General features: G+C 66.3%; 15 protein-coding genes. 5 read left to right on the forward strand and 10 right to left on the reverse strand.

From position 1 onward, the window contains the following. Nucleotides 1-32 precede the first annotated feature (32 nt). Nucleotides 33-2,120, reverse strand: a complete 2,088-nt coding sequence (locus GY40_RS24690; protein WP_038368097.1) for a molybdopterin-containing oxidoreductase family protein — start codon at nucleotides 2,118-2,120, stop codon at nucleotides 33-35. A 255-nt stretch (nucleotides 2,121-2,375) separates the two neighbouring features. On the opposite strand from GY40_RS24690, the gene GY40_RS24695 reads away from it, so the two are divergent. Continuing rightward, the gene (locus GY40_RS24695) at nucleotides 2,376-3,218 is read left to right on the forward strand and encodes a MipA/OmpV family protein (RefSeq protein WP_051988489.1); all 843 of its coding nucleotides are present in this window, start codon (nucleotides 2,376-2,378) and stop codon (nucleotides 3,216-3,218) included. 116 nt (nucleotides 3,219-3,334) lie between these two features. Here the strand turns inward: GY40_RS24695 and ndk are convergent, their stop codons facing one another. Next, nucleotides 3,335-3,757 carry a nucleoside-diphosphate kinase gene (ndk, locus tag GY40_RS24700; protein WP_038368099.1) on the reverse strand — a complete coding sequence of 141 codons (423 nt, stop codon included), beginning with the start codon at nucleotides 3,755-3,757 and terminating at the stop codon, nucleotides 3,335-3,337. Between the two features lie 174 nt (nucleotides 3,758-3,931). Between ndk and GY40_RS28525 the strand changes: the two genes are divergently transcribed. Further along, complete coding sequence (locus GY40_RS28525; RefSeq protein ID WP_260368324.1) at nucleotides 3,932-4,066, forward strand: hypothetical protein; 135 nt, start codon at nucleotides 3,932-3,934, stop codon at nucleotides 4,064-4,066. Nucleotides 4,067-4,109: 43 nt separating this feature from the next. Here GY40_RS28525 and GY40_RS24705 read toward each other — a convergent pair whose 3' ends face one another. Then, a complete protein-coding gene (locus tag GY40_RS24705; protein WP_038368102.1) occupies nucleotides 4,110-4,379 on the reverse strand; it encodes a hypothetical protein in 270 nt (89 codons plus the stop codon). Between the two features lie 354 nt (nucleotides 4,380-4,733). Here GY40_RS24705 and GY40_RS24710 point away from each other — a divergent pair, with 354 nt between their 5' ends. Continuing rightward, nucleotides 4,734-5,120 carry a DUF2147 domain-containing protein gene (locus GY40_RS24710; RefSeq protein ID WP_038368104.1) on the forward strand — a complete coding sequence of 129 codons (387 nt, stop codon included), beginning with the start codon at nucleotides 4,734-4,736 and terminating at the stop codon, nucleotides 5,118-5,120. 133 nt (nucleotides 5,121-5,253) lie between these two features. Here GY40_RS24710 and GY40_RS24715 read toward each other — a convergent pair whose 3' ends face one another. The 4 genes from GY40_RS24715 to gatB all read right to left on the reverse strand — a co-directional run bounded on the left by GY40_RS24715 (nucleotide 5,254) and on the right by gatB (nucleotide 8,751). After that, complete coding sequence (locus GY40_RS24715; RefSeq protein WP_038368107.1) at nucleotides 5,254-5,961, reverse strand: glutathione S-transferase N-terminal domain-containing protein; 708 nt, start codon at nucleotides 5,959-5,961, stop codon at nucleotides 5,254-5,256. 127 nt (nucleotides 5,962-6,088) lie between these two features. Beyond that, on the reverse strand, nucleotides 6,089-6,577 hold the full coding sequence (locus GY40_RS24720; protein ID WP_038368110.1) for a GNAT family N-acetyltransferase: 489 nt from the start codon (nucleotides 6,575-6,577) through the stop codon (nucleotides 6,089-6,091). Between the two features lie 45 nt (nucleotides 6,578-6,622). Next, nucleotides 6,623-7,129 carry a GNAT family N-acetyltransferase gene (locus GY40_RS24725; RefSeq protein WP_038368112.1) on the reverse strand — a complete coding sequence of 169 codons (507 nt, stop codon included), beginning with the start codon at nucleotides 7,127-7,129 and terminating at the stop codon, nucleotides 6,623-6,625. A gap of 140 nt (nucleotides 7,130-7,269) precedes the next feature. Then, entirely contained in the window at nucleotides 7,270-8,751 is a 1,482-nt protein-coding gene (gene gatB / locus GY40_RS24730; protein WP_038368115.1) for an Asp-tRNA(Asn)/Glu-tRNA(Gln) amidotransferase subunit GatB, read from the reverse strand. Nucleotides 8,752-9,072: 321 nt separating this feature from the next. On the opposite strand from gatB, the gene GY40_RS24735 reads away from it, so the two are divergent. Together GY40_RS24735 and GY40_RS24740 are read left to right on the forward strand one after the other, a co-directional pair. Then, nucleotides 9,073-10,224: an efflux RND transporter periplasmic adaptor subunit gene (locus GY40_RS24735; RefSeq protein ID WP_038368118.1), complete on the forward strand. Its 1,152-nt coding sequence runs from the start codon at nucleotides 9,073-9,075 to the stop codon at nucleotides 10,222-10,224. Between the two features lie 85 nt (nucleotides 10,225-10,309). Then, on the forward strand, nucleotides 10,310-13,510 hold the full coding sequence (locus tag GY40_RS24740; protein ID WP_038368120.1) for an efflux RND transporter permease subunit: 3,201 nt from the start codon (nucleotides 10,310-10,312) through the stop codon (nucleotides 13,508-13,510). A gap of 126 nt (nucleotides 13,511-13,636) precedes the next feature. Here the strand turns inward: GY40_RS24740 and GY40_RS24745 are convergent, their stop codons facing one another. From GY40_RS24745 to gatC, 3 genes are all read right to left on the reverse strand, one after another. Beyond that, nucleotides 13,637-13,843, reverse strand: a complete 207-nt coding sequence (locus GY40_RS24745; RefSeq protein ID WP_038368122.1) for a hypothetical protein — start codon at nucleotides 13,841-13,843, stop codon at nucleotides 13,637-13,639. A gap of 185 nt (nucleotides 13,844-14,028) precedes the next feature. Beyond that, nucleotides 14,029-15,543: an Asp-tRNA(Asn)/Glu-tRNA(Gln) amidotransferase subunit GatA gene (gene gatA, locus GY40_RS24750; RefSeq protein ID WP_038368125.1), complete on the reverse strand. Its 1,515-nt coding sequence runs from the start codon at nucleotides 15,541-15,543 to the stop codon at nucleotides 14,029-14,031. An 83-nt stretch (nucleotides 15,544-15,626) separates the two neighbouring features. After that, nucleotides 15,627-15,914, reverse strand: a complete 288-nt coding sequence (gatC, locus tag GY40_RS24755) for an Asp-tRNA(Asn)/Glu-tRNA(Gln) amidotransferase subunit GatC (RefSeq protein ID WP_038368128.1) — start codon at nucleotides 15,912-15,914, stop codon at nucleotides 15,627-15,629. Nucleotides 15,915-15,976: the final 62 nt, after the last annotated feature.

Here is a 15,976-nt window from a genome sequence, read left to right on the forward strand (position 1 = left end):
ATGCATGAAAGGTCAAGAGGCTCCGAAGCTTGTCAGGCCTTCCGGATCCACACCTTGTTGTCATGGAAGGCGGCACCGCCGAAAGGCGCCGGCGAATCGGCGCCGGTCAGGGTGTTGATGCCGCGACCGTGCTTATGGGCCGCATTGGGCCAGATCGACTCGGCGATGACCACGCCGCGTACCAGCCCTGCGAAGATCGCCGCGGTCAGATGGACCGTGCCGCGCCGGTTGCCGACGACGACTTCGTCGCCGGCCGCGATGCCGAGCCCGGCCGCATCGTCCGGATGCAGCATCAGCGTCGGCTGCCCCTCCTTCTTCAGCGAGCCTGGCGTCTCATTGAAGGTCGAATTAAGGAAGCTGCGCGCCGGGCTGGTGGCGAGGCGGAAAGGATGCTCGTCATCGGCGAGCTCGATGACGTCCCACTGATCGGGTAGCGCCGGCAGCCGGTCATAAGGACCAACGAGGCCGTCATTGGCGTTCGGCACCTTCGGCCAGTCCGGCTTGAAGTGGAACTTGCCGTCGCGATGGCCGAATCCCTTCAGGTAATGCGCCGTCTCGAAATCCGGCTGTACGTCGAGGAAATCATTCGCGATCAGCTCGTCCAGCGTACCGCGCCCGCTCTCGCGCAGCGTCCAGTCGACGATTTCGCGCGGGGTCATGGCGAAGCCGCGATGCTCGGCGCCCAGCCGCTGCGCCAGCGCCGAGACGACCTCATGGTTCGAGCGGCACTCGCCCGGCGGCTCGATCAGCTTGCCGCCCCACATGATGTGCTGGTGGCCGCCGCCCTGGTAGAGATCGTCATGCTCCATGAACTGCGTCGCCGGCAGGACGATGTCGGCCATGGCCGCCGTCTCGGTCATGAACTGCTCGTGGACGACGGTGAACAGGTCCTCGCGGGCAAAGCCCTGCTTGACCAGCTCCTGCTCGGGCGCGACCGAGACCGGGTTGGTGTTCTGGATGAAGAGCGCCTTGACGGGGCCGCCATCGCGCAGGGCCGGCGCATCGCCGGTCAGGACGCGGCCGATCTGCGACTGGTCGAGCTGGCGCACGCCGCGCTCCATGGTGTCGAGCCCCTCGATCAGGCTCTTGCGCCATCTGTAGATGCCGCTGTTGCTGTGGAAGGCGCCGCCGCCCTCGTACTGCCAGGCTCCCGTCACCGCCGGCACCGACAGCGCCGCATGCATCGAGACCGCGCCGTTACGCTGGCGCGCGAAGCCGTAGCCGAGGCGGAAGAAGCTCCGCTTGCGGGTGCCGACCAGCGTGGCGAATTCCTCGATCTCGGCGGCGCTCAGCCCCGTGATCGCCGCCGCCCATTCCGGCGTGCGCGTGGCGAGATGGGCTTCCAGCTCGTCAGGGCAGTCGGTATGGCCAGCGAGATAGTCGCGGTCGGCATGGCCGTCGCGGAAGAGGACATGCATCACCGCGCAGGCCAGCGCCGCGTCGGTGCCGGGCTTCAGGACGAGCGCGAGATCGGCCTGCTGCAGCGTGGCGTTGCGGTAGATGTCGATGGCGACGATCTTGGCGCCGCGCTCCTTCCGCGCCTTGATGGCGTGGTTCATGACGTTGACCTGGGTGTGCACGGCGTTGGTGCCCCAGATCACGACGCAGTCCGACTTCGCCATCTCGCGCGGATCGACGCCGGCGAGACGGCCCGTGCCGGCGATGAAGCCTGTCCAGGCGGTCGTCGTGCAGATGGTCGAGTACTGGCCGGAGTACCGCTTGGCGTGGCGCAGGCGGTTGATGCCGTCGCGCATCACCAGCCCCATCGTGCCGGCGTAGTAATACGGCCAGACCGCCTCGGGGCCATGCTCGGCCTCGATGGCGAGGAAACGGCGCGCGATCTCGTCGAGCGCCTCGTCCCAGGAGATGCGCTCGAACTGCCCTGCCCCCTTCGGGCCGACGCGCTTCAGCGGGTGCAGCAGCCGGTCGGGATGGTGGATGCGCTCGGCGTAGCGGGCGACCTTGGCGCAGATCACACCGTCGGTATAGCTCTGGCGCTTCGAGCCCCGGACGCGGCCGATGCTGCGTCCGTCGAGAACCTCGACCTCGAGCGAGCAGGCAGAAGGGCAGTCATGCGGACAAACCGAGGGGCGGATCTCGACGCGGGGCATCTGGTTCATGGAGCTTTTCTAGTCCATTGCGCGGCGGCGCGGGAGCCGAAATTCGCGACAGGCCGCATGCGTAAGGCGCCGTTTGGAAATTCCCTCAGCCCCGATCCCGAGGAGCCGTCCGTGAGGAATGGCTTCCCAGGATGAGGGCTCGAATCATCAAGCGGACGCTAAGAAGCCGTCAACGCTAACCGCGTCTTAATCCTCCTGATCGACATTGCAGCAAGATCCCTTGCGAGAGGTGCCACGGCGCCGGAGTTCTCGACTATGCGTTGCGTTGCGTATCTGGCGGGCCTCGTGCTCGGCCTTGCCCTGTCCTTGCCCGGAGCCGCACAGGCCCAGTCGAGCGACTACACCCAGCTCACCTCGCCCCAGTCGGCCCAGAACTGGTATCTGACGGTCGGGGCGGGCCTGCGCTACCAGCCGGACTATACCGGCTCCGACGACTATCTCTTCCGGGCGCGGCCGATCATCTCGCTCGGCCGGGGGCTGAAGAGCACCTGGTGGGCGGCCGAGGACGACGCCATGCTCAGCATCGGCGTGTTCTCCGGCCAGGGCTGGCGCATCGGCTTCTCGGGCGATCTGCTCTGGAAGCGCAACGCCAAGGTCAACCCGGCGCTGGTCGCGGTGCCCCCCACGAAATTCGGTGGCGAGGCCGGCGCCTTCGCCGAATTCTATCCGACATCCTGGCTGCGCGCCCGCGTCGACGTCCGCCGCGGCATCGTCGCCCATGACGGCGTCGTCGCCGACCTCAAGCTCGATGCCTTCACCAATCTCGGCCCCTGGACCTTCGGCATCGGCCCGCGCATGCGCATCGCCAGCGCCGATTACGTGCGCACCTATTTCGGCACCAGCGGCGCCCTGCCCGGCACCGGCGGGCTGCTGCAGCGCTTCAATGCCGGCGTGCATTCGTATGGCGCGCTGGCGCAGGCGACCTATCACTGGTCCGACCGGCTCCAGACCACGACCTATGTCGAGTACAAGCGCCTGACCGGCGACGCCGCCCGCTCGCCGATCGTCCGGCCCTTCGGTTCGCGCAACTCGATCACCGTCGGCATCTCGGCGAGCTATTCCTTCGACACCGGATCGAACTACTCGCTCGGCTTCTGAGGAACGGCAGGGCCATGGCCGGGCAAGCGCCCGGTCAGGCTTGCGCCCCAAAAGAAAAGGGCGGACCGGCAAACCGGTCCGCCCTTTTTGCTTTTCAGCCTGAACTGCGGCTGCGATCAGCCGACGATCTCGTTGCCCGCGAAGAACTGGGCGATCTCGACGGCCGCCGTCTCGGCAGCGTCCGAGCCGTGCACGGTGTTCTCGCCGACCGACTGGGCGAAGAGCTTGCGGATGGTGCCCTCGGCGGCGTTGGCCGGGTTGGTGGCGCCCATCACGTCACGGTACTTGGCGATGGCGTCCTCGCCTTCCAGAACCTGCACGACGACCGGGCCGGAGGTCATGAACTCGACGAGCTCGCCGAAGAAGGGACGCGCCGAATGGACCGCGTAGAAGGTCTCGGCCTGGGCCTTGGTCATCTGGATGCGCTTCTGCGCGACGATCCGCAGGCCAGCCTTCTCGATGACCGCGTTGACCGCGCCGGTGAGGTTGCGCTTCGTCGCGTCGGGCTTGAGAATGGAGAAGGTACGCTGGACAGCCATCGAATGATCCTTGGAAGGGTCGAATAAGGGAATGCGGCGCGCTTATAGCTGCCGCCTTCGCACCCTACAAGGCTTGCCCCAAAAGGGGCGCACACCGGGCTACCGCACCGGAATCCATGAGCCGACTGAGCTGTTTCGTGCTAGGATGGCGCGTGAACAACAGGGAGCCAATCCATGGTTGTCGTTGCGATCGTCTTCGCGGGCTTCGTTTCCCTGCTCTGCCAGGTGCTGCTCGTGACGCCTGACTCCATCAGCAAGGACCGCAGGGGCAACCTGCCCCCGCCCTCGGGCGGCATCGCGGCCTTCTGAACGACGCGAGACCGCGTCGTCTCCGAGTAGCCGAACGTGGCGCTCAGTGCCGCGTCAGGAAAGTGCGGGCCTCGCGCAACGCTTCCGCGATCTCATCACGGCTCATTTCCAGCGCCAGCTCCTGCCGATGCGCCGCCGCCCGGGCGCTGCCGCGTGCGAAGGCGATGTTGAACCAGGTCTGAGCCTTGACCAGATCGACGGCTCCTGCCCGCCCCGAAGCATGCATCAGCCCGAGCTCGCAATAGGCCTCGGCCGATACTTCCACCGGTGCCACCAGTGAAGCGGGGATCGCGCTCATCTCCATGCGTGCCATGATTGAACCCACCCTGTCTGTCGTTGCGGCCAGCCACCCGTCCAAGGCTCCGACCGATGAGTGCGAGAGTGGCCGCAACCGTTAAAGCGCGGGCTAAATTTTGCGATGAATCGAGTCTCAACGAGACGTCATCGCCAGGTTAAAGCAACGGGGCGTTTACGAAGGAATGCCGGAAAAGCGTTTCCGCTCAATGCCCTGACCAGAGCGGAGGAATGCCGGCGTTGATGATGGATTCACCTTGCCTCACGGAACCGCCGGCAAGAACTGTCGCTGCGGCATCTTGGAGCCGACGCAAAACGGCGCTATGGTTCACATGTAAACCATAACGGCCGACGGGCCGATCAGGAGGAAACGATGAGGACACTGGCGGCTTTCGGCCTGGCAGGCCTGGCGGCGTTCACTCTGGCCGGCGCGGCCACGCGCGCCTCGGCGCAGGAGGTGGTCGGCGTCTGGGAACGCGACACCGGCGCCTCGCGCGTGCGCTTCAGCAAATGCGGCGATGCGCTCTGCGGCACGATCTCATGGCTCAAGGATCCGAACGGTCCGGCGAAACTCGGCCAGCGCATCTTCTTCGACATGAAGCCGAACGGCGCGAACAAGTGGAACGGCAGCGCCTTCAACCCGGAGGACGGCAAGACCTATTCGGGCACGATGACGCTCTCGGGCAATGCGCTGACCACGGCAGGCTGTGTCATGGGCGGCTTGATCTGCCGCACGGTGAAGTGGTCGCGGATCAATTGAGCCGGTTTTCCTTCTCCCCTCGGGGAGAAGGTGTCTGCGAAGCAGACGGATGAGGAAAGGGTGGCGCTGACGGCCCTCATCCGTCAGCGCTTCGCACTGCCACCTTCTCCCCCGGGGGAGAAGGGAGAGCAGTTCAGCTCGCCTTCTGGCCGAAGAGGACCGCCTTCTGCTCCGGCGTGTTGATGCCGGCCGGGCTGCGCAGCTCCTCGCCGACCTTGAGGCCGCGCTCGACCGCGGGGCGAGCGAGCATCGTCTCGATCCAGCGGCCGACATGCGGGAACTGCTTGATGTCCTGGCCCTGCCGCTCCCAGCCGCGGGCCCAGCCGATGCAAGCCATGTCGGCGATGGAATAATCGCCGCAGATGTAGTCGCGGCCCGCGAGCCGCTTGTTCAGCACGCCATAGAGGCGATTCGCCTCGTTGGTGTAGCGCTCGATGGCGTAGGGCACCTGTTCGGGCGCGTAGAGGCGGAAATGATGGGTCTGGCCGAGCATCGGGCCAAAACCGCCCATCTGCCAGAACAGCCACTCGTCGACCGCGACGCGGCCACGCTCGTCCTTCGGATAGAACTTCCCGGTCTTGCGGCCGAGATATTGAAGGATGGCGCCGGATTCGAAGACGGAAATCGGCTTGCCGTCCGGCCCGTCGGGATCGACGATGGCCGGCATGCGGTTGTTGGGCGAGATGGCGAGGAACTCGGGCTTGAACTGGTCGCCCTTGCCGATGTTCACCGGAACGACGTTGTAGGGCAGCCCGCATTCTTCGAGCATGATGCTGATCTTGTAGCCGTTCGGCGTCGGCCAGAAATAGAGGTCGATCGGATTGGCGGGAGCTTGCGACATCGGGAGCTTCCTTGCTGCGACGAGACTTCAGCCGCCAATCTATGGTTAGGCCGGCGGGGCCGGAAGGGGTTGCGCCCGCCCACAGCGCGACTGCGCCATGTCCTCCCCGCGTGTAACCTTTTCAGGTTCAGAGCGGCTTCTTGAAGCCCTCATGGCTCTGGTCGAAGCCGAGTTTGCGGTAGAAGCGATGGGCATCGACGCGGCTCTTGTTCGAGGTCAGCTCGACGAGACCGGCGCCGCTCTCCTCGGCAAAGGCCAGGGCGTGGCGGATCATCAGCGCACCGATGCCGAGCCCACGGCTCTCCGGCGAAACATGGACGCTCTCGATCTTGGCGCGCTTGCGCCCGCGCGCGATGAGGCCGGGGATCAGCGTGATCTGAAAGGTGCCGATCACCTGCCCTGCCCGCTCGGCGACGCAGAGCGCGCTGTCCCTGTTGGCAGCGATCTCGGCGAAGGCCTCGGCATAGGCGGGGTGACGTGCCTCGGCAGCGATCTCCTCCGGCGTCAACGTCTGCGTCGGCGCGCCGAGCATCATGAGTTCCACGATGCGTGCGACATCCTCGGCCCGCGCGCGGCGGATGGTGATTTCGGCGGCGGAGACAGATGTCCTGGTCATCGCATCGGCTTTCGGCTCAGGCACAGACGGGAAGTGGGCGCGAGGTCACTCGGCAAAGAGGCGCTTGGCCATCAGCAGCGTGTTCGGCGTGTCGTCGCGGCCGTCGAAGCGCGCCTGGCGCTGCAGGAAGAAACCCATGCGTTCGTAGAAGGCGATCGCCGGTTCGTTCTGGCTCTCGACCTCGAGGCGGGCGACCGGCGCCTTCGGAAAGCAGGCGAGCGCGACCTGAAGCAATGTGCGGCCGATGCCGACGCCCTGCCAGGCCGGCAGGACATAGAGCCGGGTCAGCAGCGCCGCGCCGTCGCGTTCCGGTCTGGCGGATGCCGTGGCGACGATCTCCGCACCGACCGACGCGACGAGGAAGACGCCCTCGTCGCGGCCGAGCTGGCTGTGCAGATTCTCCGGCGAATGCCAGGCATTGGTGATCTCGGCGACCCGCTGCCAGCCATAGATGCCGTCATAGGTCGCGTGCCAGGTCTCGACCAGAAGCGCCCTGACCGCCGGAATGTCGGCGGCTTCGGCGTCACGGATGACGAGGTCGGCGGGGGTCATCCCAATCGTCCAGCTTGCGCAGGAAACACCGCGATCGTCCCGGATTTGACCCGGGATCCAGGCCGGAGCGCTTCCGAAAAAGCTTCAGGCATGGCTCCCGGATCTCCGCGTCGCAGCGTCCGGGATGACGGCGTATTCGATCACTCGATCCCCAGCTTCTTCTTCAGGATCTCGTTGAGGGCCTGTGGGTTGGCCTTGCCGCCGGAGGCCTTCATTGCCTGGCCGACGAACCAGCCCAGCATGGTCGGCTTGGCCTTGACCTGCTCGACCTTGTCGGGATTGGCCGCGATCAGCTCGTCGACGGCCTTCTCGATCGCGCCGGTGTCGGTGACCTGCTTCATGCCGCGGGTCTCGACGATCTGGCGCGGGTCGCCGCCCTCGGTCCAGAGGATCTCGAAGAGGTCCTTGGCGATGCGGCCCGAGATGACGTTCTCGCCGATCAGGTCGACGAGCCCGCCGAGCTGGAGGGCCGACACAGGAGAGGACGCGATGTCCTTGCCTTCCTTGTTGAGGCGGCCGAACAGCTCGTTGATCACCCAGTTCGCGGCGGCCTTGCCGTCGCGGCCCTTCGCCACCGCCTCGAAATAGTCGGCCTGCTCGCGCTCGGCGACGAGCACCGAGGCGTCATAGGGCGACAATCCGTATTCCGCGATGAAGCGGGCCTTCTTGGCGTCCGGCAGCTCCGGCAGCGCGCCCTTCAGATTCGCGACGAAGGCGTCGTCGAATTCGAGCGGCAGCAGATCGGGATCGGGGAAGTAGCGGTAGTCATGCGCCTCTTCCTTGGAGCGCATCGAGCGGGTCTCGCCCTTGCCGGGATCGTAGAGCCTCGTCTCCTGGTCGATCGTGCCGCCATCCTCGATGATGCCGATCTGGCGGCGCGCCTCGACCTCGACCGCCTGGCCGATGAAGCGGATCGAGTTGACGTTCTTGATCTCGCAGCGCGTGCCGAGCTCGTCGCCGGGCTTGCGGACGGACACGTTCACGTCGGCGCGGAGATTGCCCTTCTCCATGTCGCCGTCGCAGGTGCCGAGATAGCGCAGGATGGTGCGCAGCTTCGAGACATAGGCCTTCGCCTCCTCGGCCGAGCGCAGATCTGGCTTGGAGACGATCTCCATCAGCGCCACGCCCGAACGGTTGAGGTCGACGAAGCTCATCGTCGGATGCTGGTCGTGGATCGACTTGCCGGCGTCCTGCTCCAGATGCAGGCGCTCGATGCCGACCGTGATCTGCTCGGTCGGCGAGAGATCGACCACGATCTCGCCCTCGCCCACGATCGGGCTCTTGTACTGGCTGATCTGATAGCCCTGCGGCAGGTCCGGGTAGAAATAGTTCTTGCGGTCGAAGACCGAGCGATTGTTGATCTGCGCGTTGAGGCCGAGGCCCGTGCGCACCGCCTGGCGGACGCATTCGGCGTTGATCACCGGCAGCATGCCCGGCATCGCCGCATCGACGAGGCTGACATGTTCGTTCGGCTCGGCGCCGAAGCCGGTGGAAGCCCCGGAGAACAGCTTGGCGTTGGAGGTGACCTGGGCGTGGATCTCCATGCCGATCACCACTTCCCAATCCCCGGTCGCGCCCTTGATCAGCTTCTTGGGGTCGGCGGGGCGGACATGCGCGTTCATCTCTAACCTTTCGGCTCTCAAACTCGGCTACGCGTTACGCTTTCGGCGAACGGGCGGCAAGGGTCACGGCGCGCAAGGATCACAGTGCGCGGAGGTCGCCGCGCGCAAGACGCATTCCTCGCGCCAGGGCCTCAACGCGTCATCCGGAGGCCGAAACGCGTTGCACTCCTGCAACCAGATGGCGGGAACATTGCTTATTTGTGTCAGGAAGGCGTCCTATGATGGGTGATGGTTCTTGACATTCGTCACTGCCATACCCTTCTTGCGCCAACGGCCGGAAACCAACGATGATATGCCTGGCCCGCAATCCGGAGTTTCTCCATGTCACGCAGCCGTTTTATCGGCCTGGTGCTCGCTGCCGCCGCGTCGACCATCCTCGTTCAGCAGGATGCGTCCGCCCAGGGAGCGCCGCCGGCCCCGCCCGTCCAGATCGCCAACCCGCTCGCCAAACGCGTCACCAACTGGGACGAGTATACGGGCCGCTTCGAAGCGAGCGAGCAGGTCGAGGTGCGCGCGCGCGTCTCCGGCTTCATCGACCGCGTCCATTTCCGTGACGGCGCGCTGGTTCAGAAGGGCGACCTCCTCTTTACCATCGATCAGCGGCCTTACAAACTGGCCGTCGACGTGGCGCAGGCCGACATCGCCCGCGCCAAGGCGCAGGTCGATCTCGCCCGCAACGAGGTCGAGCGCGCCGAGGGCCTGACCCAGAACCGCACGATCACGGCGCGCGACGTCGACCAGCGGCGGGCCAATCTCGACAGCGCCGTCGGCACGCTGCAGGGCGCGGAGGCAAATCTCAAGACCGCTCAGCTCAATCTCGAATGGACCGAGGTGCGCGCGCCGCTGGCGGGTCGCATCTCGAACCGCCGCGTCGATCCGGGCAACCTGATCTCGGGAGGCCAGTCCGGCGCGACGCTGCTGACCACCATCGTCGCGGTCGATCCGATCTACTTCACCTTCGACGTCTCGGAGGCCGACTATCTGCGCTATGCCCGCATGGCCAATCCGCGCGACGGTGCCAGCCGCGATTCCGGCACGGTGGTCGAAGTGCGCCTGTCCGACGAGGCGAAGTGGGACCGCCGCGGCAAGGTCAACTTCCTCGACAACGCGCTCAATGCGCGTTCGGCCACCATTCGCGGCCGCGCCGTGTTCGACAACAAGGACCAGTTCCTGACGCCCGGCGTGTTCGGCCGCCTGCGCTTCTTCGCCGGTGAGGCGGATGCGCTGCTGGTGCCCGACGCCGTCATCGCCTCGGACCAGTCCCACAAGGTCGTGCTGACCGTCGGCCCCGAGAACAAGGTGGTGCCGAAGATCGTCGAGCTCGGCCCACTCAGCGAAGGCCTGCGCGTGATCCGCGCCGGCCTGACCTCGCAGGACAAGGTCATCGTCGGCGGCAATGCCAATCCGATGGTCCGTCCGGGCGTGGCGGTCACGCCGCAGCCGGGCGAGATCAAGGTCGCGACAACGAACTGACCGGTCAGGGGCCGGCCCTCGGCCCCTGACACGACAATCCGGGCGCCTTGCGGCGCCCGTCCGCCTTTTCCGGACAGGACCTTCCATGTTCCGCTTCGCCCATTTCTTCATCGACCGGCCGATCTTCGCCACGGTCCTCTCGATCCTGCTGACGATCGCCGGCGCGATCGCCCAGCGCTCCCTGCCGATCGCCGAATATCCCGAGATCGCCCCGCCGACGGTGTCGATCCGCGCCACCTATCCCGGCGCCTCGGCCGAGACGGTCGCCGCCACGGTGGCGACGCCGATCGAGCAGGAGGTGAACGGCGTCGACGACATGCTCTACATCACCTCGCAGTCGACCGGCGACGGCGTGGTGACGATCAACGTCGTGTTCAAGGGCGGTACCGATATCGACCAGGCGCAGGTGCTGGTGCAGAACCGCGTCTCCCAGGCCGAACCGCGCCTGCCGCAGGACGTGCGGGCGCTGGGCGTCCAGGTGCGCAAGGCCTCGCCCGACTTCCTGATGGTCATCAACATGATCTCGCCGGACGGGTCGCGCGACGCGCAATACATCTCCAACTACGCCTCGCTCTATGTGAAGGACGTGCTGACCCGCGTCGACGGCGTCGGCGACGTACAGGTCTTCGGCGCGCGCGACTTCTCGATGCGCATCTGGCTCGACCCGGCCAAGGTCGCCTCGCGCAACCTGACGGCGAGCGACGTCGTCGCTGCGCTCAGGGCGGCAAACGTGCAGGTGGCCGCCGGCGCGCTGAACCAGCCGCCCGCGAAGTCGAACGAGGCCTTCCAGCTCTCGGTCAATACGCTCGGCCGCCTGACCGACGTCTCCGAGTTCGAGAACATCGTCGTGCGCTCCGACGCCGATGGCGGCACCATCCGCGTCCGCGACATCGCCCGCGTCGAGCTCGGCTCGCAGGACTACACAACCAACGCCTATCTCGACAACAGGAACACCGTCGCCATCGGCGTCTTCCAGCGGCCCGGCTCGAACGCGCTCGCGACATCGGACAAGCTGATCGCGACGATGAGCGACATGTCCAAGCAGTTCCCGCCGGGACTCGAGCACCGCATCATCTACAACCCGACCGAGTTCATCGCGCAGTCGGTCGACGCGGTGGTGCACACGCTGTTCGAGGCGATGATCCTCGTCGTCGTGGTGGTGATCCTGTTCCTGCAGACCTGGCGGGCGGCGGTGATCCCGATCGTCGCGATCCCGGTCTCGCTGGTCGGCACCTTCCTGATCATGAGCGCGGTCGGCATCTCCTTCAACACGATCTCGCTGCTCGCGCTGGTGCTGGCGATCGGCATCGTCGTCGACGACGCGATCGTGGTCGTCGAGAACGTCGAGCGCTATCTGGCGCAGGGAATGTCGCCCAAGGAGGCCGCGCACAAGACCATGGACGAGGTCGGCGGCGCGCTGCTCGCGATCGCGCTCGTGCTCTGCGCGGTGTTCATCCCAACCGCCTTCATCAGCGGCCTGCAGGGCACGTTCTACCAGCAGTTCGCCGTCACCATCGCGGCCTCGACTGCGATCTCCTGCTTTGTCTCGCTGACGCTCTCGCCGGCGATGTCGGCGCTGCTGCTGAAGCCGCACAAGGCGCATGACCCGCATGAGCAGCACGGCTTCATCTACAAGCTGGGCGCGCCTGTGCGCTGGTTCTTCCACTACTTCAACGCGGCCTTCGACTGGCTTTCGCGCAGCTATGGGCGCGTCACCTCGCGGCTGATCCGCCTCGCCGTGATCCTGCTCATCGTCTATGCCGGGCTGATCGCGCTGACCGCGCAGCGGCTGGTCCAGACGCCGACCGGCCTCGTTCCGCAGCTCGACCGCGGCTATTTCATCGCCGTGATCCAGTTGCCGCCCGGCTCCTCGCTCGAGCGTACCGACGCCGTGCTGCGCAGGGCCAACGAGATCCTGCAGTCCCGCCCCGGCGTTGCGCATACCGTCGCCTTCGCCGGCCTCGACGGCGCGACCTTCACCATCGCGCCGAACACCGGCGTCGCCTTCGTCACGCTCTCCCCCTTCGAAGAGCGCGTGAAGCAGGGCCTGACGACCCAGGGCATCTTCGGCGACCTCCGCCAGCAGATGTTCGGGATTTCGGAAGCCTTCACCCTGCTGATCGAGCCGCCGGCGATTTCCGGCATCGGCAATGGCGGCGGCCTCAAGGGCTATGTGCAGGATCGCAGCGGGCGCGGCCTCGCGGCGCTCGAAGGCGCGGCCTGGACGGTCGCCGGCTCGGCCGGCCAGCTGCCCTTCATCGTGCAGCCCTTCACCCTGTTCTCGACCAAGACGCCGCAGATCTACGCCGATATCGACCGCACCAAGGCGGAGATGCTCGGCGTGCCCGTCACCCGCATCTTCGAGACGCTGTCGATCTATATGGGCTCGGCCTATATCAACGACTTCAACCTGCTGGGCCGCACCTTCCGCGTCACGGCACAGGCCGACAATCCGTTCCGCCTGACCACCCGCGACGTCGCCAATCTCAAGACCCGCAACGCGGATGGCGAGATGGTGCCGATCGGCTCGGTCGCCACCTTCAAGGACACGACCGGTGCCTATCGCGTGCCGCGCTACAATCTCTATCCGGCAGCGGAAGTGCAGCTTTCGATGGCGCACGGCTTCTCCACCGGCCAGGGCATCGCGGCGGTCGAGAAGATCGCGGCCGAGCGCCTGCCGGCCGGCTTCGGCTTCGAATGGACCGAGATCGCGCTGCAGGAGAAGCTCGCCGGCAACACCGCGATCGTCGCCTTCGGCCTCGCGGTGGTCTTCGTCTTCCTGCTGCTGGCGGCTCTCTACGAGAGCTGGCTGCTGCCGCTGGCGGTCATCCTGATCGTGCCGATGTGTATCCTGGCGGCGATGTTCGGGGTGAACTACGCCAATCTCGACCGCAACATCCTGGTCGATATCGGCCTGGTGGTGCTCGTCGGCCTGGCGGCGAAGAACGCGATCCTGATCGTCGAGTTCGCCAAGCAGGCCGAGGATGAAGGCATGAACCGGCGCGATGCGGCGATCGCCGCGGCCCGGACGCGACTGCGGCCGATCCTGATGACCTCGGTCGCCTTCATCCTGGGCGTGCTGCCGCTGACCATCTCGGTCGGCGCCGGCGCCGAGATGCGCCAGGCGATGGGCATCGCGGTGTTCTCCGGCATGCTGGGCGTGACCTTCTTCGGCCTGATCTTCACGCCGGTGTTCTACGTGATGGTGCGCTGGCTGGCGGATCTGCGCGGGACCAAGCGGAAGGTGCAGGCCCCGCCGCCGGCCGAGCCGACAGCGGCGCACTGAAGCCGCCGGCAGCCGCTCCGGCAACCGGAGCCACGAACAAGAAAGGGGCCGCAATTGCGGCCCCTTTTCGTTTCGTCTCCGCTTAGAGGCTTTCGGAGCCCGAGCGGCGAAGCCTTTCGGAAAGGATCAGACCAGGCGCCGTGCCACCGCCCGGCACCCCAGAGCGAGGCCCAAGGCAATGACGGTCGCGATGGCTCTCGCCGCCGGATCGGGAACAGCCTCCCCTCGCGCCATCTGGACGATCGTCAGCAGGACCAGCAGGACAGCGACGAAGGCGAGGATGCCGGCAAGCACCGTCAGGCAGGCATAGGCCATAGCGCGGCTGAAGATCATGGCCGTCTCCTCGCGGGTTGCTTCTGCTGTTTACACCGTCATTGCGAGCGCAGCGAAGCAATCCAGAGAGACTGGGTTGAATGTTTCACCCGGTCCTCCTGGATTGCTTCGTCGCTTCGCTCCTCGCAATGACGGTCGAGTCAGCCGGCAGTTCCCTAGCCGGGCCGGCAGAACCTATCGCGCGCTCAGCCCCACCAGCGCTCGCTGACCGGGAAGCGGCCCGCCGCCTGCTCGATCACCTCGCCGAGCGAGAACAGCGTCTCCTCGTCGAAGGGGCGGCCGATGAGCTGGAGGCCGAGCGGCAGGCCCTGGCTGTCCAGCCCTGCCGGCACCGCGATGCCTGGCAGGCCGGCCATGTTCACCGTCACGGTGAAGATGTCGTTCAGGTACATCTCGACCGGGTCGGCCGAGCCCTTCTCGCCGATGCCGAAGGCCGCCGAAGGCGTCGCCGGCGTCAGAACCGCATCGATGCCGTCGGCATAAACCGTCTCGAAATCGCGCTTGATCAGGGTGCGGACCTTCTGGGCGCGCAGATAATAGGCGTCGTAATAGCCGGCCGAGAGCACGTAGGTGCCGATCATGATGCGGCGCTTGACCTCGGCGCCGAAGCCGGCGGCGCGGGTCTTCTCATACATCTCGACGATGTCCTTGCCCTGCTCGCGCAGGCCGTAGCGGACGCCGTCATAGCGGGCGAGGTTGGACGAAGCCTCGGCCGGGGCGACGATGTAATAGGCCGGCAGGGCGTATTTCGTGTGCGGCAGCGAGATCTCGACGATCTCGGCACCGGCGGCCTTGAGCCATTCGATGCCCTTCTGCCAGAGCGCGTCGATCTCGGGGTTCAGCCCCTCCAGCCGGTATTCCCGGGGAATGCCGATCTTCATGCCCTTCACCGAACGGCCGACGGCGTATTCGTAATCCGGCACCGGGGTATCGACGCAGGTGGTGTCCTTCGGGTCATGCCCGGCCATGGAGCGCAGCATCACGGCGCAGTCGCGCACGCTCTTGCCGATCGGCCCGGCCTGGTCGAGCGAGGAGGCGAAGGCGACGATGCCCCAGCGCGAGCAGCGGCCGTAGGTCGGCTTGATGCCGACCGTGCCTGTGAAGGCGGCCGGCTGGCGGATCGAGCCGCCGGTGTCGGTCGCGGTGGCGGCGAGGCAAAGATCGGCGGCGACGGCGGTCGCCGAGCCACCCGAGGAGCCACCCGGCACGAGATGGTTGCCTTCGACCGCCCCGCCCTGCCCGGCTCCGACATTGGAACCGCTGCGCCGCCAGGGGTTGACGACGTTGCCGAAAGCCGAGGTCTCGTTGGACGAGCCCATGGCGAATTCGTCGTTGTTCAGCTTGCCGAGCATCACCGCGCCGTCGCGCCAGAGCTGGCTAGAGACGGTCGATTCATAGGGCGGCACGAAATTGCCGAGGATCTTCGAGCAGGCGGTGGTGCGCACGCCCTGTGTCGCGAAGAGGTCCTTGATGCCGAGCGGCAGCCCCTCGAGCGGCCCGGCCTCGCCTTTGGCGATGCGCTCGTCTGAGGCGGCGGCCTGCTTCAGGGCATGCTCGGGCGTTTCGAGCACGTAAGCGTTGAGGGCGCGGCCCTTCTCGACGGCGGCGATATGCGCCTTGGTCAGCTCGGTCGCGGTGAAGGTCTTGGCCTTCAGGCCGTCACGGGCCTCGGTCAGGGTCAGGCGGGTGAGATCGGTCACGGGAAAATTCCGGAGTTATCTGGTCAAAAGACCCCCGATCGCGCTGCGCGCGTCCGGGGTGATCGAACAAGCGCGTTTCGCGCCTATTCGATCACCTTGGGCACCATGAAGTAATCGTCTTCGGAAACCGGGGCGTTGGCGACGATCTCGTCGGCGATCTCGCCGTCATCGACCACGTCCTCGCGCTGCTTCATCGCCATCGGCGTCACCGAGGTCATCGGCTCGACACCCTCGACATTGACCTCGTTGAGCTGTTCGACGAAGCCGAGGATGGCGTTGAGCTCGCCTTGCAGCTTGGGCAGATCGGCCTCCGGAACGGCGATGCGCGCGAGATGCGCGACGCGCTTGACGGTGGCGAGATCGACCGACATGGCGGACTCCTGAATGGGGCGCAGCTTATGCGCCTGAAAACGGTTCGCCGGGGCTATAGCGC

Source organism: Allobosea sp. UNC402CLCol (assembly GCF_000745475.1).
GTDB classification, from domain to species: domain Bacteria; phylum Pseudomonadota; class Alphaproteobacteria; order Rhizobiales; family Beijerinckiaceae; genus Allobosea; species Allobosea spartocytisi.